Here is a 19310-nt window from a genome sequence, read left to right on the forward strand (position 1 = left end):
ACCGAGCTTACATGGACGTACTTGCAGCGGCCCCCGCAACCGGACCCACCCCGCCTACCCACAGGAAGCCAGCTTTTGATGTTGCTTCGGCTCTTGCCGTGGACGTGGCCTCTGCGGGTGCAGGGCGCAGCCCTGCCGAAAAACCCCTCCTGCGACGGTTCGTCGCACGGGCAACCCTGGACCCGGCTCTACACTAGCGGGGTGACCCGCCTGTCCCGCCCGCAGCGCCTCCTGCTCCAGCTCGCCGTCCTGGCGACGCTGCTGATGGTGCTTGCGCCGCTGGTCAGCCGCGCGCTGCAGGCGCAGCCGATGGAGCATGCCGCGATGGCAGGCATGGACCACGCCGCCATCGGCCATGACATGCACGACATGGCCATGGCCGGGCACGATCAGCACGGCGCCGCGCCGGCCGCGCCCAGCCGCCCGCCCGACCCCCACGCCATGCACGGCGAAGCCTGCGAATACTGCGTGCTGGCCATGCGCCTGCTGCCGTGGCTGGCGGTGCTGGTGCTGCTGTTGCCGCTGCTGTGGCGGCCGCGCCTGGTGTTCCCATGGTCGCAACAGGTGCTGCCGGCACTGCGTTGGCCGGCGCACGCCGCGCGCGGGCCACCGCGCTTCTCCTTCGTCCGCTGATATCCCTATCGAATCTGCCGCACGACGCCTGACCGGGCGCCGTGCGCGCGTGCGTACTTTGGAGCTGTTCCGATGAAAATGACTTCCCGCCCCGCGGGTGCCTGCGCGCGCCTGCCGGTTGCCCTTGGCCTGGCCGTGGCCGCGTCACTGGCCCACGCTGCGCCTGCCGAAGAGGCACGTACCCTCGACACGATGGTGGTCACCGCCGCCGCACCGTCGTCCCCGTTGCACTGGGTGACCGATCCGCGCCTGCCGCGGCAGCCGGTGCCGGCCAGCGACGGTGCCGATTACCTGAAGACCGTTCCCGGTTTTTCCGCCATCCGCAACGGCGGCACCAACGGCGACCCGGTGCTGCGCGGCATGTTCGGTTCGCGCCTGAACATCCTCAGCAACGATGGCAACCTGATCGGTGCCTGCCCGTCGCGCATGGACAATCCGCTGTCCTACATCGCGCCGGAAAGCTTCGACCGGCTGACCATCATCAAGGGCCCGCAGAGCGTGCGCTGGGGGGCGGGCGCGTCGGCCGGCACCGTGCGCTTCGAGCGCGATACACCGCGCTTCGAGGAACCGGGCCTGCGTGCCGATGCCAGTGCGCTGGTCGGTTCGCGCAACCGCAACGACCAGGTGCTGGACCTGACCCTGGGCAACCCGACCGGTTACGTGCGCGCCAGTGGCAACCGTTCCGAAGCCGATGACTACAAGGACGGCCACGGCGATGTGGTGCCATCGAAGTGGCGCAAGTGGAACGGTGACGTGGCCATCGGCTGGACGCCGGATGCCGACACGCTGCTGGAAATTTCCGCCGGTGCCGGCGACGCCATCGCACGCTACGCGGGCCGTGGCATGGACGGTGCCGCGTTCGAACGTACCAGCTACGCGGCGCGTTTCGAGAAGCGCAACCTGCCGGGGGCATGGGACACGCTGCAGGCCAACGTGTACTACAACAACGCCGACCATGTGATGGACAACTACACGCTGCGCACGCCGAACCCGAACAGCATGATGCCGATGCCGATGGCATCGAACGTGGATCGACGAACCCAGGGCGGTCGGGTCAGTTCCGAGTGGCGCTGGCAGGACGTGCAGCTGGTGGCGGGTGTGGATGGCGAAGACAGCCGCCATCGTGGGCGCATGGGCATGGGCCGCGACACCTACCGCCAGGCCGCCTGGGAAACCGATGCCAACTTCCGCCGCTATGGCGTGTTCACCGAGTTGACCCTCGGCGCCGGCACCGACCAGCGCTGGATCAGCGGCCTGCGCATCGACCGCGCCAGCGTCCGCGATGAGCGGCAGTCGGTGCGCGGGATGATGGGCAGCCGGCCGAACCCGACCGCTGGCCTGCAGCGCAAGGAATGGCTTGGCAGCGGCTTCCTGCGCTACGAGCAGGACCTGGCCGATGGCCTGACCTGGTACGCCGGCCTCGGCCACAGTGAACGCATGCCCGACTACTGGGAGCTGTTCTCGCCCAACCACGGCCCGGCCGGTGCGGTGAACGCGTTCACCGGCGTGCAGCCCGAGCGCACCACCCAGCTTGATGTGGGCATGCAATACAAGGGGCCCCGTGTGCAGGCGTGGGTGTCGGCGTACGCCGGGCAGATCCAGGACTACATCCTGTTCACCTACCACGGCAGCGGCATGATGGGCATGAGCCAGGCCCGCAACGTTGATGCACGTATCGCTGGTGCCGAGGCGGGCCTGGAAGTAAGCGTCGCCGAGCAGTGGAAGCTGGGCGGCACGCTGGCCTATGCCTGGGGCGAGAACCGCGACCAGCATCGCCCGTTGCCGCAGATGCCACCACTGGAAGCACGCCTGAGCGCGAACTGGGAAGGCCAGCGCTGGAGTGCCGGTGCGCTGCTGCGCGCGGTGACCCACCAGCATCGTGTCGCAAATGGCCAAGGCAATGTGGTCGCGCAGGACCTGGGGCCGAGTGCCGGCTTCGCCACCTTCGCGCTCAACGCTGCTTACCGCTTCAGTTCGCAGCTGCAGCTCAGCGCGGGCGTCGACAACCTGTTCGACCGTGCCTACAGCGAGCACCTGAACCTGGCCGGCAGCGCCGACTTCGGTTTTCCGGCTGACCCGGTGCGCATCAACGAGCCGGGCCGCAGCCTGTGGATGAAGGTGAACTACCGGTACTGATCCGCCGGGTGTAAAAAAACCGGGGCCGGATCCCCGCCAGGATCCGCCCCCGCCCGACGCCCTCTGCCGGGCAGCTTCGACTCTACGATGGCAACGCCTGCGGCGCACGGCTGGATACACCTCGACACATGCCGACACCGCTGCGGTCAGCCTTGCACGGAACGGGCTCACGGCGCTATCGCGACGCCGGTTCCACGCCAGTAAACGCTTGGCACATATCGCTTCTGTGGGCGCTTGCCTACACTCGGCGGCCGTGGATCACTCAGGACCGTTCATGTTGGCTCGCATCGCTTCGACCCTGGCCCTTGGCCTCAGCCTGGCCGTGCTGGCCGGGTGCGCGGGCAAACAGGAGGCCGCCGCCCGTCGGCAGGGAGAAGCGGTGCCGGTCACCGCGCAGGTCGTGCAGTCCACGCAGTGGAACGACACGCTGCAGGCACTGGGTACGGCCAAGGCGCGCGAATCGATCAGCGTCACGGCCAAGGTCAGCGAGATCGTCGAGAAGGTGCACTTCGAAAGCGGCCAGCATGTTGCCGCTGGTGCGCCGATCGTGACCCTGCGCGGGCAGGCCCAGGAGGCCGCGCTGGTGCAGGCGCAGGCCACCTTCCATGAGGCCGACCAGCTGTACAGGCGCCAGCGCGAGCTGGCCACGCAGCGGCTGGTGTCCAGCGCCACGCTGGATACGCAGAAATCGATCCGCGATGCCGCCGAGGCGCGTGTGGCGCAGATGCAGTCGGACATCGGTGACCGCCGCGTGCGTGCACCGTTCGCCGGTGTGCTCGGCATCCGCCAGGTCAGCCCGGGCACGTTGCTGACGCCGACCACGGTGATCGCCACGCTCGACGACATCGAACACATGCACATCGATTTCCAGGTGCCGGAAGTGGAACTGGCCGCGCTCGGCGTCGGTGACAAGGTCAGTGCCACCAGCGTGGCGTGGCCGGGCCGTACCTTCGAGGGCGTGGTCAGCACCATCGACGCACGCATCGATCCGGCCACCCGTGCGGTGACCGTACGTGCCGACTTCGCCAATGGTGACCATGCCCTGCGCCCGGGCATGCTGCTGGACGTGCGCCTGTTCCACCCTGAGCGCCCGGCGCTGGTGATTCCGGAAATCGCCGTGGTCCAGGTCGGTCGCGATACCTTCGTGTACCGCATCACCGCCGACGACAGCGTCGAGCGCGTGGATGTGGTCACCGGTGCGCGCCGTGCCGGCGTGGTCGAGATCAGGCAGGGGCTGGAAGCGGGCCAGCGCATCGTGGTCGATGGCACCGGCAAGCTGCGCCCGGGCCTGAAGGTCGCAGCCAAGGACGCGGCACCGGCCACGGGTGCCAAGCCGGCTGATGCACCGGCGCCGGTCGCGGCCGAGGGCCACGGCGGATGAAGCTGTCCGACATCTCCATCCAGCGGCCGGTGTTCGCCGTGGTGATGAGCCTGTTGCTGCTGGTGCTGGGCGTGATGTCCTTCACCCGCCTGACCCTGCGCGAACTGCCCGCCATCGATCCGCCGATCGTTTCGGTATCGGTGGATTACACCGGCGCTTCGGCCGCGGTCATCGAAAGCCGCATTACCCAGGTGCTGGAAGATGCGCTGGCCGGCATCGAAGGCATCGATACGATCAACGCGCGCAGCACCAACGGCCGCTCGCAGGTCAGCATCGAATTCACCTCCAACCGCGATATCGAAGCGGCGGCCAACGATGTGCGCGATGCGGTCAGCCGCGTCGCCGACCGCATGCCGGAAGAGGCGCGTCCGCCGGAGATCGCCAAGGTCGAGAGCGATGCCGACCCGATCATCTGGTTCAACATGGTCTCCTCGACCATGGACACGTTGGAGCTGAGCGACTACGCCGACCGCTACGTGGTCGATCGTTTCTCCAGCCTCGATGGCGTGGCCCAGGTCCGCATCGGCGGCCGCCAGCGCTATGCGATGCGGATCTGGCTGGACCGCGACCAGCTGGCGGCGCGCGGGCTGACCACCGGCGATGTGGAAACCGCGCTGCGCAACGAGAACGTGGAACTGCCGGCCGGCCGCATCGAGTCGACCGACCGCGATTTCACACTGCGCGTGGAGCGCAACTACATCAAGCCCGAAGACTTCGCGACCATCCCGCTGGGCAAGGGTCGCGATGGTTACGTGGTGCGCATGGGCGATGTGGCGAAGATCGAGCTGGCCTCGGCCGAGCGCCGCGCGTACTACCGCAGCAACGGCGAGCCGGGCATCGGCCTGGGCATCGTCAAGACCTCCACCGCCAACTCGCTGGACGTGGCGCGTACTGCGCGCGCTGAAGCCGAACGGGTCGCGCTGACCCTGCCCAAGGGCACGCAGATCTTCGTTGCCTTCGACAACACCACCTTCATCGAAGCCGCGGTGGACCGCGTCTACGCCACGCTGGTGGAGGCGATGATTCTGGTGCTGGCAGTGATCTGGCTGTTCCTCGGCAGCTTCCGCGCTGCGCTGATTCCGGCGGTGACGGTGCCGGTCTGCCTGGTCGCGGCATTCATCGCGCTGTATGCGTTCGACTTCTCGATCAACCTGCTGACCCTGCTTGCCCTGGTGCTGTGCATCGGCCTGGTGGTGGACGATGCGATCGTGGTGGTGGAAAACGTGCAGCGCCGCATCGACCTGGGCGAACCCCCGCTGGTCGCCTCCAAACGCGGTACCACGCAGGTCGCCTTTGCGGTGATCGCCACCACCGCGGTGCTGGTGGCGGTGTTCCTGCCGGTCGGGTTCCTGGAAGGCAATACCGGGCGCCTGTTCCGCGAACTGGCAGTGGCGCTGGCGGCGGCGGTGGCGTTGTCCGCCTTTGTGGCGCTGACGCTGACGCCGATGATGGCCTCCAAATTGCTCAAGCCGCATACCGGGCAGGCACCGCGTGGCCTGCATGGCTTCATCAACCGCAACCTGGAACGCCTGGCCGGGGCCTATGGGCGGGTGCTCGACCACCACGTGGACCGCACCTGGATCTACCTGCTGGTGATGGTGGCCGCACTGGCCGCCAGCTGGGGCCTGCTCAAGCTGCTGCCGTCGGAACTGGCGCCGGCCGAAGACCGCGGTTCGTTCCAGATCATGATCGACGGCCCGGAAGGCGCCGGCTACGACTACACCGTGCAGCAGGTGCAGCAGGTGGAATCGATGCTGGCACCGCATGTTGGCCCGGACAAACCGATCGTGCGCGCCAATCCACGCGTGCCCGGTGGTTGGGGTGCCAGCGAGGAAATGCACACCGGCCGCGTCAGCATCTTCCTGCAGCCGTGGCGCCAGCGCAGCGAAGGCACGCCGGAAGTGGCCAACGAACTGCAGAAGGAACTGGACACCATCCGCGGCGTGCGCGTGCGTACGCAGGTCGGCGGTGGCCTGGTGCGCAGCGGCGGGCAGCCGTTCCAGATCGTGCTGGGCGGCCCGGAATATGCCGAGATCGCGCAGTGGCGCGACCGTATCCTGCTGCGCATGGCCGACAACCCCGGCCTGGTCGGCCCGGACTCGGATTACAAGGAAACGCGGCCGCAGATGCGGGTCAACATCGACCGCCAGCGTGCGGCCGACCTCGGCGTGCCGGTCAACGCGATCGGTTCGGCACTGGAAACCATGATGGGCTCGCGCCGCGTCACCACCTTCGTCGACAACGGCGAAGAGTACGACGTGCTGGTGCAGGCCGGTCGCGATGGCCGTGCCAGCCCGGCCGACCTGGCCGCCATCCGCGTGCGCGCGACGTCCGGCGAACTGGTGCCGCTGTCCAACCTGGTCACGCTGAGTGAGGTGGCCGAGGCCGGCACCCTGAACCGCTTCAACCGCCTGCGCTCGATCACCATCAACGCGGGCCTGGCGCCGGGCTATCCGCTGGGTGAAGCCATTGCCTGGGCGCAGCAGGTCACGCGCGAGGAGCTGCCGCAGTACGCACAGGTGAACTGGAAGGGCGAATCGCGCGAATACCAGAGTGCCGGTGGCGCGGTGCTGCTGACCTTCGCCATGGCGCTGCTGGTGGTCTACCTGGTGCTGGCCGCGCAGTTCGAGAGCTTCATCCACCCGCTCACCATCATGCTGACCGTGCCGCTGGGCGTGCTCGGTGCGCTGGTCGGGTTGTGGATGAGTGGCGGTACCGTGAACCTGTTCAGCCAGATCGGCATCGTCATGCTGGTCGGCCTGGCCGCGAAGAACGGCATCCTCATTGTTGAATTCGCAAACCAGCTGCGTGACGACGGAAGAACCGTGCGCGAGGCGATCATCGAATCGGCGATGGTGCGCCTGCGCCCGATCCTGATGACCTCGATCGCCACCGTGGTCGGTGCGATTCCGCTGGTGGTGGCCGGTGGCCCCGGTTCGGCCAGCCGTGGCACCATCGGCATCGTGATCATCTTCGGTGTGACCCTCTCGACGTTCCTGTCGCTGTTCGTGGTGCCGGCGTTCTACGCGCGGCTGGCGCCCTACACCCGCTCGCCGGAAGCGGTGAAGCGCGAGTTGGAGAAGCAGGAGGCGGAGTCGCCCTCGGTGGGTGGTCATGCCTGATCCGACCACCGTGCTGCGAGGCGACGGCTTCCAACTGCGCCCCTGGCGCCCGGATGATCTGGAATCGCTGCTGCGCCATGCCAACGACGCCGAGGTATCGCGGGGCCTGCGCGATCGCTTCCCGTACCCGTACACGCGCGAGGATGGCGAGGCCTTCCTCGCCGGTCGCGTGCTGGCCCCTGGCACCCTGAACCTGGCCATCGAGATCGACGGCCAGGCCTGCGGCAGCGTCGGGGCCCAGCAGGGCAGTGCCGAGCGCGGGCACATGGCTGAACTGGGCTACTGGCTGGGCCAGGCCTACTGGGGCCAGGGCCTGATGACCCGGGTGGTCGGCCTGTTCGCACCCTGGGTGATGGACGAGCTGCGCCTGTTCAGGCTGCAGGCCGGGGTGGTCGATTTCAACCTCGGCTCGGCCCGGGTGCTGGAAAAGAACGGCTTCCAGGAAGAAGGCGTGGACCGCTGCGCGGTCTACAAGCGCGGGGTGCTGCACGACCTGCGCCGCTTCGCCCGGGTGCGCACGCAGCTGCCCTGAACACGCGGGCCAGCCGCAGTAGAGCCGAGGCCGTGCTCGGCCGCCGTCATCACCACGCCGAGCATGGGCTCGGCTCTACAACACAGCGCTACCGCAGCGGCCTTCGATCAGGGAGAATCGACCGGTCCCCTCCAGCCGACGGGACGTCCTCACAACCCGCCGACTGGAGAGAGCGCGCGTGGAAGCTACCGTACATTTCATCAACAGCATCATCTGGAGCAAGGCACTGATCTTCGTGTGCCTGGGCGCCGGCCTGTTCTTCAGCCTGCGCACGCGCTTCATGCAGATCCGCGGCTTCCTCGAGATGTGCCGCCTCACCGTCAAGGGTGAGAAATCCGACGCCGGTGTGTCGTCCTTCCAGGCCCTGGCCATGTCGATGGCCGGGCGCATGGGTATCGGCAACATCGCCGGCGTGGCCACCGCCATCGCCTTCGGCGGCCCCGGTGCGATCTTCTGGATGTGGGTGATGGGCTTCCTCGGCGCCTCCACCTCGTACGTGGAATGTACGCTGGCACAGATCTACAAGACCAAGGACGCCGAAGGCCGCTACCGTGGTGGCCCGGCGTACTACATCGAAAAGGCCATGGGCCTGAAGTGGTACGCGCTGGTCTTCGCTATTGCCACGATCATTGCCGCCGGTTTCCTGATGCCCGGCGTGCAGGCCAACGCCATCGCCGACAGCATCATCAACGCCTGCCGTGGCACCGCGCTGTGTGGTCCGCTGGATGGCCAGACGATGGGCATGGAGTCGGTGCAGGCGCTGAAGCTGGGCATCGGCATCGTGGTGGCGCTGCTGCTGGGCGTGGTGATCTTCGGCGGCGTCAAGCGCATCGCCAACTTCGCCGAAGTGGTGGTGCCGTTCATGGCGGCAGCCTTCATCCTGACCGCCATCGTCATCATGATCATCAACTACGACCGCGTGCCGGAAATGTTCGGCATCATCTTCAAGAGCGCTTTCGGTACCCATGCGGCATTCGGCGCGATGATGGGCCTGGCGGTGGAGTGGGGCATCAAGCGCGGCATCTACGCCAACGAAGCCGGCCAGGGCTCGGGCCCGCACGCGGCAGCCGCCTCGGAAGTCTCGCACCCGGCCAAGCAGGGCTACGTGCAGGCCTTCGCCATCTACTTCGACACCATGATGGTGTGCACCGCCACCGCGTTCCTGATCCTGGCCAGCGGCACCTACAACGTGTACTCGCCGGCAGGTGCTGGCGCCCCGCCGATCTTCCAGGGCCTGGCCGGCATTCCGGAAGGCGCGGGCTACGCCCAGGCGGGTGTGGAAGCCGTGCTGCCGGGCTGGGGCTCGGCGTTCGTGTCGATCGCGATCTTCTTCTTCGCCTTCACCACGATCATGGCCTATTACTACATGGCCGAAACCAACCTGACCTACGTCAACCACAACAAGAAGCGCCCGCTGACCGTGCTGGTGCTGCGCCTGGGCATCATCGGCATGGTGGTGTTCGGCGCGTTCCATAATGCAACCCTGGCCTGGGCGCTGGGTGACATCGGCGTGGGCCTGATGGCCTGGCTGAACATCATTGCCATCCTCATCATCCAGAAGCCGGCCATGCTGGCCCTGCGCGATTACGAGCGGCAGAAGAAGCTGGGCCTGGATCCGATTTTCGACCCCGATGCCCTGGGCATCAAGAACGCCGATTTCTGGCGTCAACGCAAGCTGGAGTTGTCCCGTAGTGAATGATCCCTGGAAGAATGCCCGCCGTCCGTCGTCGCGACCGCCACGGGCCACCCCGCTGCCGCCGCGTGAGGGCGGCACCCCGCCACCGCCGGGGCGGGGCAACGACGAACTGCGCCTGTACGGCTGGAACGCCGTGCAGGCCCTGTTCGCCAAGCGCCCGCAGGCACTGCGCAAGCTGTACCTGGTGGATGCGCTGATTCCGCGCATGCAGCCGGTGTTGAAGTGGTGCGTGGCCAACCGTGTGGGCTACCGCGTGGTGGAGGAGGGCGACCTCAACAAGCTGGCCGCTACCACGCACCACGAAGGCCTGGTGGCCGACGTGCTGCGCGCGCCCGTCGTGCCGCTGGCGCAGTGGCTGGCGGATCTGGGCGAAGGCCCGGCATTGGCGCTGTGGCTGGACGGTGTCGGCAATCCGCACAACTTCGGTGCGATCCTGCGCTCGGCCGCGCACTTCGGCGTCAAGGCGCTGCTGCTGCCGTCCGGCAGCACGCTGGCGTTGTCCGGTGCCGCCGCACGCGTGGCCGAGGGTGGTGCGGAGTCGGTGCCGCTGGTGCAGTTGCCGGAGACCGCCCAGGCGATGGCGCAGCTGCGCGCAGCCGGCTTCGGGCTGGCTGCGACCCTCGTTGATGGTGGCGACGACGTGTTCCGTGCGTCGCTGCCGTCGCGCCTGGTGTACGTGATGGGCGCTGAAGGCGAGGGCATGGACCGCGGGCTTGCCAGCGAATGCGACCTGCAGGTCTCGATTCCCGGCAGCGGCGCGGTGGAAAGCCTGAACGTGGCCTCGGCCACGGCCGTACTGCTGGCGCAGTGGGCGAGCCGCCGCCACGGATGATCCCGTCGTGCTGATGCTGTGTTTATCTCCTGACCCGGCCCTTGCGGCCGGGTTTTCTTTTGCGCGGCGCAAGAGCGCAAACGATGCACGCGCAGCAAATTGGGTCATCTGCGTCAGCTTGCGTTGCATCAAACACGTTTGATGGGTACGCAAGCAATTTTAGTATTTGTCTCATTGCTGAGCTGTTTCCTGCATCGCACGGTGGAGTTCCTTCCAACGTCGTACAGGAGTGGTTCCATGCATCGAATCCAACGCCGCACACGTCGCACTTGCCTGGTGCTGGCACTCGCTGCGCTTGCTGCACCATCGCTACAGGCCGCGGAACGCAGTCTGGATGGCGTCAATTTCACCGGACCGCTGATCACTCCCAATCCCGCCGGCCTGCCGCAGGGCAACTGGTACATCGAGCCCTATCTGGTGCGGGTCGACAGCCGCGACCACTACGACAACAACGGTGATCGTCGCCGCAGTGCCGGGCACAGTGGCGCCTGGGCCACGGTGGTGCCGATCATCTATGGCTTCAGTGACCGGGTGATGGGCCAGGTCAATCTCAGCGCCTCGCGCTCCGAATCCGGCAGTGCGCGCAGCAGCGGCTTCCGCGCCGGTGACACCACCGCACGCCTGCAGTACCTGCTGCAGGCGCCGAATGCCGATGGCACCCGTCCGGCCATCTCGGTCGCGCTGGTGCAGCGTTTCAGCACCGGCAGCCACGACCGTATCACCGGCAATCCGCTGGATGCACAGGGCGACGGCGTTCAGCGCACCACCGCGGCGCTGGGCGTGCAGCAGGTGGTGTGGCTGGGCAATGACCGCCCCGTGCGCTGGCGCGCCCAGCTCAGCGCCGGGCCGGCACCGTCGCGCACTGCCATTTCCGGCACCAGCGTGTACGGCACCGATGACAGCTTCCAGGGGCACATTTCGCGCGGCTCGGTACTGGGCCTGTCGGTAGGCGCCGAGTACAGCTTCAATTCGCGCTGGGTGGGGGTGATGGAAGTGGCCGCCAGCCGCGAGACCGGCCAGCGTCTGAGCGGCTTCGCACGCAACGGCAGTGGTGCGATCGAGCGGATTGAAGAGCACCGTCCGGCCAGCCGCAACGTCAGCCTGGCGCCGGCGGTGGAGTATCACTTCAGCCCGTCGCTGGGCCTGATCGCCGGCGTCGAATTCACCGTGGCCGGGCGCAATATCGGCCGCATCATCAGCCCCCAGGTCGCCCTGGGCATGTTCTTCTGAGGGGCTGCCGATGAACATCGAATCCATCGTCAACACCATCCTCGGCATCGTCTGGAGCCCGTACCTGGTGGTGCTGTGCCTGCTCGCTGGCCTGTACTTCAGCGTGCGTACCCGCTTCATCCAGCTGCGCGCGCTGCCAGAGATGCTGCGCCTGATGTTCCGGCACGAGCGCTCCGAAGCCGGTGTGTCACCGTTCCAGGCCCTGTCGCTGTCGTTGTCCAGCCGCGTCGGCGTCGGCAACATCGCCGGCGTTGCCATGGCCATCGCCTTTGGTGGCCCGGGCGCGATCTTCTGGATGTGGATCGTCGCCTTCCTTGGCGCGTCCAGCGCCTTCATCGAATCCACGCTGGCGCAGATCTACAAGGACCGCGATGCCAAGGGCCAGTATCGCGGTGGCCCGGCCTACTACATCGAAAAAGGCCTGGGCCAGCGCTGGTACGCGGTGCTGTTCGCACTGGTCACCGTGCTGGCCGGCGCGATGCTGGCCGGCACGCAGTCCAATGCGATCACCAGTGCGGTGAACGAAGCCTGGAACGTGCCGGTGATGACCACCACGGCGGTTCTGCTGGTGGTGCTGGGCGCGATCCTGATCGGCGGTGTGCGCCGCATCGCGCGGGTTGCCGAGTGGGTGGTGCCGTTGATGGCGGTGGCGTATCTGCTGGTGGCCGCGCTGGTGATGGTGCTCAACGCCGAGAAGGTGCCGGAGGTGATCATGCTGGTGCTGCGCAGCGCATTCGGTGTGGATGCAGCGTTCGGTGCAATGATCGGCACCGCCATCCAGTGGGGCGTGCGCCGTGGTGTGCTGTCCAACGAGGCCGGCATGGGCAGTGGTGCGCATCCGGCCGCTGCCGCCGAAGTCACTCATCCGGTCAAGCAGGGCCTGGTGCAGTCGTTCTCGGTCTACATCGACACGATGGTGGTGTGCAGCGCCACCGCGTTCCTGATCCTCTCCACCGGCCTGTACAACGTCTACGACCCGGCTGTGAACGGCATTCCGGATGAGGCGCGCCTGCTGCTGGGCAACCTGCCGGGCGTCGAGGCCGGGCCACGCTTCGTGCAGCACGCGGTGGAATCCGCGCTGCCTGGCTTCGGCCGTTCGTTCGTGGCGCTGGCGATCCTGCCGTTCGCGTTCACCACCATCCTGGCGCTGTACTACATGGCCGAGACCAATATCAGCTACCTGTGCCGTGATCGTCCCGCGCCGTGGGTGATGGGCGGGTTCCAGCTGCTGTTCCTGGCCGCGACCGGCTACTCAGCGGTGAACAGTGCAACGATCGCGTGGTCGCTGGGCGACATCGGCGTCGGCCTGATGAGCTGGTTGAACATCATCGCCATCCTGCTGCTGCAGAAGCCAGCGCTGGCGGCGCTGCGCGACTACGAACAGCATCGCCAGGCGGGCAAGGATCCGCTGTTCAACCCGAAGCTGCTGGGTGTGCGCAACACCAGCGTGTGGGAGGGCTGACAGAATCGCGGTCAGATCCCTCGCCAACGCGAGGGCTCTGACCGCACGCCATTACCCGGTGGGAGCGCCATTACCCGGTGGGTGCGAACCTTGGTTCGCACCGCCCTTCCCGCTGCTTTCGCCGAGCATGGCCCGGCGCTACCACATCACTCGTTCGGCGGCGTGGTCGCCTTGGCCTCGCTGCCGAAGCTGCCATCGGCTTCCGCGGCCAGGTACGCGAACACGGTGTACGCGGCCACGTTCTGCGCCAGCGCCTTCGGGTCGATCTTGTCCAGCGTGTCGTCGGCGGTGTGGTGCAGGTGGAAGTAGTCCGAGCCGTCCTGCGCCAGCCATGCCCACGCGCCACCCTTGGCGGCCAACGGGCCGACGTCCGGGCCCGGACCACCCTTGTCGTCCTGGTACTCGATGCCCAGCGGCTTCATCACCTCGGCAATCTGCTTCGTCGCTTCGCGCGAGCCTTCCGGGTTCGGCGAACCGGTATTGAAGGCATAGATGCGGCCGGCACCGAAGTCACTCTCGGCCGCCAGCTGGTGCAGGGCCACGTCCTTGGCATGCGCCTCGGCGTAGGCCTTGCCGCCGTAGAGACCCTGCTCCTCGTTGGCGAACGCGATCACACGGATGGTGCGCTTCGGCGCCTGCTTGAGCTGGCCGATCAGATGGCCCGCAGCCATGGTGATGCCCACGCCTGCGCCGTCATCCACCGCGCCGGTGCCCAGGTCCCATGAATCCAGGTGACCGCCGATCACCACCACTTCCTTCGGCAGGCTGCGGCCGGTGATCTCACCGATCACGTTGTACGAGGTGGCGGTGCCATCCCAACCGCAGTCCAGCGCCACCTTCACCGTGGTGCTGCCACGTGCCAGCAGGCGGGCCAGCTGATCGGCGTCGGGCACCGACAGCGCCGCCGACGGCACCGGGGTCAGGCCGTCGTCGAAACGGGTGATGCCGGTGTGCGGCACGCGGTGCGAGTCGGTACCGGCCGAGCGCATCAGGAAACCGACCGCGCCCTTGCGGATTGCTTCGGACGGGCCCTTGCTGCGGATCGCGCCACCACGGCCATAGTCGCGGCCATCACGGAACGGCAGCATCTGGTAATCGACGAAGGCGATCTTGCCCTTCAGCGAACCGGCCGGTGCGGCCTGCAGTGCGGCCAGGTCGGCGAAGCGGACCACTTCGGCTTCAACGGTGCCGCCCGGGCTGCCACCCAGCGCCGTGATCTGCAGCGGCTGCGGGTTCCTGCCGGTCACCGCGGCGTGTTCACTGCGGCGCTCCCACTTCGGGAACGTCACCGGTTCCTTCCATACCTTGTCGAAGCCGAGGGCCTTGAACTTGGCTTCGGCCCAGGCCACGGCGCGGGCGTCGGCCTCGCTGCCGGCGATGCGCGGGCCGATTTCGGTGGTGAGCGATTCAACCACTTTCCAGCCGGTGTCATCGGCCAGCGCCTGGTCGCGCAGCTGCGCAGCGGTGGACAGCGACGCCGGGGGCAGGGTGGTGGTGTGCGGCGCTGCGAAGGCCGGGGTGGCCAGCAGGGCGAGGGAGGATGCGATGGCAAGGACGCGGCGACGCATGGACAGCTCCGGGAAGGGACCAAGCCTTGGAGCTTAACAGTCGTTCAGCCCGGCGCATGGGCGGGAGGTCATGGCTGGCGCGAACGCTGTTTTCCGCCATGACCGGCAAAGCGAAAGCCCCGCCAGGGCGGGGCTTTCACATGCTTATGTAGAGTCGAGCCATGCTCGACTGCTTCATTTCGCCCAGTCGAGCATGGCTCGACTCTACAGATGGGTGGGGCGCCAGTCGGCGCCCAGCACCCTTATTTCTTCAGGCTGTCGCGGATCTCGCGCAGCAGCACCACTTCCTCGGCCGGTGCGGCCGGGGCGGCTTCCTGCTTGCGCGACAGGCGGTTGATCGTCTTGACCACCAGGAAGATGGCGAAGGCCACGATCACGAACTGGATCAGCGTATTGATGAAGTCGCCATAGCCGATCACCACGGCCGGGATTTCCTTGCCGTCGGCACCGATGCTGGCCGGTGACAACGTCCAGGCCAGCTGCGAGAAATCCACCTTGCCGATCAGCATGCCCAGCGGCGGCATGATGATCTTCTCGACCAGTGCGGTCACGATCTTGCCGAAGGCCGCGCCGATCACCACACCGACGGCGAGGTCGATGACGTTGCCGCGCATCGCGAATTCCTTGAACTCGGTGAGCATTCCCATTGTTGTTTTTCTCCGGTGGGGGAAGTGGACAGCGCGCAGGGTAGCGCAGGTGATGTCAGCCGGCGATCACGCCGTGGCGCTCGGCCACGTTTTCCAGGCGGGCACTGAAGCGGTCGCCGGGCTTCAGCGCAGCCACCCCGGACGGGGTGCCCATGAACACCAGGTCGCCGGCGCGCAGCTGCCACAGCTTGGACAGCTCGTGCAGGATCTCGGGCACATTCCAGATCATCTGGTCCAGCAGCGCCTGTTGGCGCACTTCGCCGTTGACCTCCAGCGACAGGTTCAGCGCGGCCAGGTCGCCGACTTCCTCGGCGTGGACGATTTCACTGATCGGCGCGGAAGCATCGAAGCCCTTGGCCGCATCCCACGGGTGGCCCTTGTCCTTGGCGGCGGCCTGCAGGTCGCGGCGGGTCAGGTCCAGTCCAACGGCATAGCCGTAGACCAGCGCCTCGGCGTCGGCCATGGCCAGCTCGCCCACGGGCGCGTCACGGCCGATCGCCACCACCAGCTCCACTTCGTGGTGCAGGTTGGCGGTTGCCGGGGGATAGGGAATGGCATCGTCGTGGCCGACCACGATCGCATCGGCCGGCTTGCTGAAGAACATCGGACGGCCGCGATCGTCGGCCGCCGGCACTGCTGCGCCCATTTCGCGGGCATGGTCGGCGAAGTTGCGGCCGACGCAGTAGATACGGTGCACGGGGAAGCTGCCGCCACCGGCTACCGGCACACGCGGCAGGGCTACGGCAGGGATCACATCGGAGACATCGGACATGCGGGCATCCAGGAAGGGCGTGCCCGCAGTCTAGAACGCATGGCGCCCGCCGTCAGCGGGCGCGGAGGCCGTGGATCAACGCGAGGCCGGCAGCACCGGCTTGCGCACCACGCGGTACTCGCCTTCGACCACGGTCGGATCGACCGGACGGGCAACGCCCGGCTTGCGCGAGGCCAGCAGCTTCCACGCCAGGCCGACCAGGATCATCGCCGCACCGACGAACACGCCGATGAACACCATCGCCGCCAGGATCGCCAGGCCGAGCAGGCCCACGGCAACGCGCACCAGCGGGTGACGCGGCTTGCGCGGCGCGAACAGGGTGCGGAACTGGTTGAAGGCGGATGCGCGATTGAACATGGCGGCTCGATAGGCTGGGATCAGCGAAACCAGAGTATCGGGACGTGCCACTGTCATTGAGTGAAAAACTCGTTAAATATAGCCTGTGCTTATTACGAATCAATGACTTGTGTTCATGTTGCAGCCAGTCACCTGAGTGGGCGTGCGACAATGCGCGTTTACTGTCCGAGCCTTCGCCATGACTGTCGCTGCTGCCCTGATCGCCCTTGATGCCATTGCCGATGGCGCGTTTGCCGAGGTCGAAGCGGTGGTTGATGGCGATGCCGAATCGCTGGTGCTGTACCGCGACGGCGCGCAGGTGCGCGCGTTCCTGAACATCTGCCCGCACGCCGGCCGTCGCCTGGACTGGGCCCCTGGCCAGTTCCTGAAGAGCCGCGAAGGCCACCTGGTGTGCGCCGCCCACGGCGCCTCGTTCGCGCTGGACAGCGGCGACTGCATCGCCGGCCCCTGCAAGGGCGACCGCCTGCGCGCCGTGCCGGTGGATGTGCGCGACGGGCAGGTTTATCTGGCTTGAGGCCGGGCCAGGGGGCGGATCCGTTTTCCGCAGGAAAGCGGCTCTGACCCCATCAGGCCAGAAGCAGTCGAGCATGGCTCGACTCTACAAAGGCATCCACGAGCATCCACGCATGGCGTGGATCTACTGTGTCGACCAAGGTCGACACCTACCAAAGCGGTGCACGACGCCAGCGGTGCACGACGCCGTTCCGACAGATCGCGGAAATCTGTCTAAGGCGGGGTGGGTCCGGTTGCGGGGGCGTGAGCCGCATGGGCCCGAGGCATGCCTCGGGCGGGTTGGGCAGGACGCCCAACCCCGGTCTTGCCGTGTGCGCAGGAAAGCGCACACGAACAAGCGGCGACCGAGCTTACATGGGTGAGGGCGCTTTGCTTGCGAAGCACTGCTTCGCAAGCGCCCGAACGCACAGCCGCCAGCGGCTGGGCCGGGCCCCGGAGGTGGACTTGCAGCGTCCCCCGCAACCGGACCCACCCCGCCATCCCACGGATAGCCCGCTGTTGCTGTTGCTTCGGCCGTTGCCGTTGCCTCTGCGGGTGCAGGGCGCAGCCCTGCCAACAAACCCAACCCTCAGAACATCAGGTTGATCATCAGCACCACCACGCAGGTGTAGATCAGCGACAGCGGGCCGCCGACCCGCCACATCTCGCGCGGGGTGTAGTTGGCCGGGCCGGTGATCATCGAAATCACCGGGTTGGAGGCCGTCATCAGATTGTTGGACGCCGACAGCGCCACGATCAGCGCGAACGCCGTCGGGTTGCCGCCCGCCGCCAGCGCAAGGTTCACCGCAATGGGCACCATCACGATGGTGGCGCCCACATGGCTGATCACCAGCGAGAACGCCGTGGTCAGCAGCGCCAGCGCCACCTCCAGTACCCATACCGGAATACCGGTGGGTAGCTTGTCGATGGTATGGCCGGCCACCCATGCCGCCGCGCCACTGGAATCCATCGCCCAGCCGAGTGGGATCAGCCCGGCCATCATGAACACCGTCTTCCAGTTGATCGAGGCATACGCCTCGTCCATGCGCAGCACGCCGGTCAGCAGCATGCCGGCCACGCCGGTCATCAGCGTCAGCGCCACCGGCAGCTTGCTGGTCAGCGCGATCAGGATGGTCAAGGCGAAGATCGCCATCGCGATCTTGAACTTGTGCGGGCGCTGCTCGCCGGTCGGGTAGTCGGTCACCACCACGAAGTCACGGCTGCGGGCGGCCTGCGCCAGGTCGGTCCAGATGCTGTGGAAGACCAGCATGTCGCCGGCGCGCAGCTGCACGTCGCGCACGTCCTCGCGGATCACCTGTTTGTCGCGGTTGATCGCCAGCAGGCTGATGCCGCGCTCCTTGCGCAGGCGCAGATCGGCCGCGCTCTTGCCGATCACGTTCGAGGTAGGCGGCACCACCGCTTCGGAAATACCGGCACGGCTGGGGTTGAACAGGTCGCCCAGGTGCTTCAGTCGCGAAGACATGCGCAGGAACTGGTTCTGCGCGAAATCGTTGATCTGCTCGCGCGGGCCCATCGCGCCGAGCACGCTGCCGACCCAGATGCGCATCTCCGCCGGTGGCGCCAGGCGGGTGTCATTGCCGGTTTTCAGGGCCAGCAGCAGCGGGGCATCGTGCAGGTTCTCGGCCTCGCCCAGCGTCATGCCCACCAGCGGGCTTTCGGCACTGACCACCAGCTCGAACACATCGCCTCCGATGCCATAGGTCTTGGCGAAGTAGCTCTCGGTGCGCGCGGGCGTGACCCCGTCGTTGACCAGGTTCTCTTCTTCGATCAGCTTGCGGTCGCCGTAGTAGCGGAAATACAGCAGCGAAGCGATCAGCAGCGCCACGCCGATCGGCAGCGGCGCGAACATGCGCAGCGGCTCGATGGTGGCCAGGCCGGAAGGCAGGTTGTTGTTGGCCGAGGCCAGCAGATCGTTCAGCAGGATCAGCGGTGAATTGCCGACCATGGTCAGCGCACCACCCATCACGATTGCTGCCGAAATGGGCAGTAGCAGGCGCTGCAGGGTCAACCCGGTGCGCGCGGCCAGTCGCGAGGCGACCGGCAGGTACAGCGCCATCACCGACGGGTTCTGCATGAAAGAGGAATTCAGGCCGGCAATGGCCGTGGTCATCATCAGCAGCCGCTGCTCGACACCATGGCCGCGCCGCAACAGCCAGGCGGCAAGCCGGTTCAGCGCCCCGGTGCGGTCCAGGCCCGCACCGAGGATGGTGGTGGCGATGATGCTCATCACCGCGTTACCGGAGAAGCCGCCGAAGATTTCCTCCGGCGCGATCAGCCCGGTGACACCGAGCACCACCAGGACCACCAGCGCGACCACGTCGGCGCGGATGCGCTCGAACAGGAACATCGCCATCGTGAAGCCGACCAGCCCGAGCACGAGCTTCATGTCGTTGGTCAGCGTCAGCGCGGTATCCATGTGGGGCGCGGTG

The 19310-nt window shown here is 67.1% G+C and carries 15 protein-coding genes; 10 read left to right on the plus strand and 5 right to left on the minus strand.

Annotated elements, in window-relative coordinates; translation table 11 throughout:
- The first annotated feature begins 201 nt into the window (after positions 1–201).
- The 9 genes from R1L06_RS09640 (at position 202) to R1L06_RS09680 (ending at position 13024) form a co-directional block, all read left to right on the plus strand.
- Positions 202–633 carry a DUF2946 domain-containing protein gene (locus R1L06_RS09640; protein WP_317217575.1) on the plus strand — a complete coding sequence of 144 codons (432 nt, stop codon included), beginning with the start codon at positions 202–204 and terminating at the stop codon, positions 631–633.
- Between the two features lie 72 nt (positions 634–705).
- Positions 706–2769 (plus strand): TonB-dependent copper receptor, encoded by a 2064-nt coding sequence (locus R1L06_RS09645; RefSeq protein WP_317217576.1) that lies wholly within the window; start codon positions 706–708, stop codon positions 2767–2769.
- A gap of 274 nt (positions 2770–3043) precedes the next feature.
- On the plus strand, positions 3044–4150 hold the full coding sequence (locus tag R1L06_RS09650; protein WP_049399966.1) for an efflux RND transporter periplasmic adaptor subunit: 1107 nt from the start codon (positions 3044–3046) through the stop codon (positions 4148–4150).
- The gene (locus R1L06_RS09655; protein ID WP_317217577.1) at positions 4147–7272 is read left to right on the plus strand and encodes an efflux RND transporter permease subunit; all 3126 of its coding nucleotides are present in this window, start codon (positions 4147–4149) and stop codon (positions 7270–7272) included. The genes R1L06_RS09650 and R1L06_RS09655 overlap by 4 nt, the downstream gene beginning before the upstream one ends.
- Positions 7265–7804: a GNAT family N-acetyltransferase gene (locus tag R1L06_RS09660; RefSeq protein ID WP_107432154.1), complete on the plus strand. Its 540-nt coding sequence runs from the start codon at positions 7265–7267 to the stop codon at positions 7802–7804. The genes R1L06_RS09655 and R1L06_RS09660 overlap by 8 nt, the downstream gene beginning before the upstream one ends.
- Positions 7805–7982: 178 nt before the next feature.
- Positions 7983–9503 (plus strand): alanine/glycine:cation symporter family protein, encoded by a 1521-nt coding sequence (locus R1L06_RS09665; protein ID WP_317217578.1) that lies wholly within the window; start codon positions 7983–7985, stop codon positions 9501–9503.
- Positions 9496–10332 (plus strand): TrmH family RNA methyltransferase, encoded by an 837-nt coding sequence (locus R1L06_RS09670; RefSeq protein WP_317217579.1) that lies wholly within the window; start codon positions 9496–9498, stop codon positions 10330–10332. The genes R1L06_RS09665 and R1L06_RS09670 overlap by 8 nt, the downstream gene beginning before the upstream one ends.
- Positions 10333–10569: 237 nt before the next feature.
- Positions 10570–11562, plus strand: a complete 993-nt coding sequence (locus R1L06_RS09675) for a hypothetical protein (RefSeq protein ID WP_317217580.1) — start codon at positions 10570–10572, stop codon at positions 11560–11562.
- A 10-nt stretch (positions 11563–11572) separates the two neighbouring features.
- The gene (locus R1L06_RS09680; protein WP_317217581.1) at positions 11573–13024 is read left to right on the plus strand and encodes an alanine/glycine:cation symporter family protein; all 1452 of its coding nucleotides are present in this window, start codon (positions 11573–11575) and stop codon (positions 13022–13024) included.
- A gap of 146 nt (positions 13025–13170) precedes the next feature.
- Here the strand turns inward: R1L06_RS09680 and R1L06_RS09685 are convergent, their stop codons facing one another.
- The 4 genes from R1L06_RS09685 to R1L06_RS09700 form a co-directional block, all read right to left on the minus strand.
- Positions 13171–14592, minus strand: a complete 1422-nt coding sequence (locus tag R1L06_RS09685; RefSeq protein ID WP_317217582.1) for a M28 family peptidase — start codon at positions 14590–14592, stop codon at positions 13171–13173.
- A 242-nt stretch (positions 14593–14834) separates the two neighbouring features.
- Entirely contained in the window at positions 14835–15239 is a 405-nt protein-coding gene (gene mscL, locus R1L06_RS09690; protein WP_032130206.1) for a large-conductance mechanosensitive channel protein MscL, read from the minus strand.
- A 55-nt stretch (positions 15240–15294) separates the two neighbouring features.
- Positions 15295–16011 (minus strand): fumarylacetoacetate hydrolase family protein, encoded by a 717-nt coding sequence (locus tag R1L06_RS09695; RefSeq protein WP_032130205.1) that lies wholly within the window; start codon positions 16009–16011, stop codon positions 15295–15297.
- Positions 16012–16086: 75 nt separating this feature from the next.
- Positions 16087–16368 carry a hypothetical protein gene (locus R1L06_RS09700; RefSeq protein ID WP_005410817.1) on the minus strand — a complete coding sequence of 94 codons (282 nt, stop codon included), beginning with the start codon at positions 16366–16368 and terminating at the stop codon, positions 16087–16089.
- Positions 16369–16546: 178 nt separating this feature from the next.
- Between R1L06_RS09700 and R1L06_RS09705 the strand changes: the two genes are divergently transcribed.
- On the plus strand, positions 16547–16882 hold the full coding sequence (locus tag R1L06_RS09705; protein WP_317217583.1) for a Rieske (2Fe-2S) protein: 336 nt from the start codon (positions 16547–16549) through the stop codon (positions 16880–16882).
- Between the two features lie 567 nt (positions 16883–17449).
- Here R1L06_RS09705 and R1L06_RS09710 read toward each other — a convergent pair.
- On the minus strand, positions 17450–19297 hold the full coding sequence (locus tag R1L06_RS09710; protein WP_317217584.1) for an SLC13 family permease: 1848 nt from the start codon (positions 19295–19297) through the stop codon (positions 17450–17452).
- Positions 19298–19310: the final 13 nt, after the last annotated feature.

This window comes from Stenotrophomonas mexicanensis, assembly GCF_032911605.1.
GTDB classification, from domain to species: Bacteria; Pseudomonadota; Gammaproteobacteria; order Xanthomonadales; family Xanthomonadaceae; genus Stenotrophomonas; species Stenotrophomonas maltophilia_A.

What these genes read in the sequence shown, in the direction of transcription:
- R1L06_RS09645 (WP_317217576.1), top strand. Translation starts at nt 706, where the DNA reads ATGAAAATGACTTCCCGCCCCGCGGGTGCCTGCGCGCGCCTGCCGGTT.
- R1L06_RS09650 (WP_049399966.1), top strand. Translation starts at nt 3,044, where the DNA reads ATGTTGGCTCGCATCGCTTCGACCCTGGCCCTTGGCCTCAGCCTGGCC.
- R1L06_RS09655 (WP_317217577.1), top strand. Translation starts at nt 4,147, where the DNA reads ATGAAGCTGTCCGACATCTCCATCCAGCGGCCGGTGTTCGCCGTGGTG.
- R1L06_RS09660 (WP_107432154.1), top strand. Translation starts at nt 7,265, where the DNA reads ATGCCTGATCCGACCACCGTGCTGCGAGGCGACGGCTTCCAACTGCGC.
- R1L06_RS09675 (WP_317217580.1), top strand. Translation starts at nt 10,570, where the DNA reads ATGCATCGAATCCAACGCCGCACACGTCGCACTTGCCTGGTGCTGGCA.
- R1L06_RS09680 (WP_317217581.1), top strand. Translation starts at nt 11,573, where the DNA reads ATGAACATCGAATCCATCGTCAACACCATCCTCGGCATCGTCTGGAGC.
- R1L06_RS09685 (WP_317217582.1), bottom strand. Translation starts at nt 14,592, where the DNA reads ATGCGTCGCCGCGTCCTTGCCATCGCATCCTCCCTCGCCCTGCTGGCC.
- mscL (WP_032130206.1), bottom strand. Translation starts at nt 15,239, where the DNA reads ATGGGAATGCTCACCGAGTTCAAGGAATTCGCGATGCGCGGCAACGTC.
- R1L06_RS09695 (WP_032130205.1), bottom strand. Translation starts at nt 16,011, where the DNA reads ATGTCCGATGTCTCCGATGTGATCCCTGCCGTAGCCCTGCCGCGTGTG.
- R1L06_RS09700 (WP_005410817.1), bottom strand. Translation starts at nt 16,368, where the DNA reads ATGTTCAATCGCGCATCCGCCTTCAACCAGTTCCGCACCCTGTTCGCG.
- R1L06_RS09705 (WP_317217583.1), top strand. Translation starts at nt 16,547, where the DNA reads ATGACTGTCGCTGCTGCCCTGATCGCCCTTGATGCCATTGCCGATGGC.
- R1L06_RS09710 (WP_317217584.1), bottom strand. Translation starts at nt 19,297, where the DNA reads ATGGATACCGCGCTGACGCTGACCAACGACATGAAGCTCGTGCTCGGG.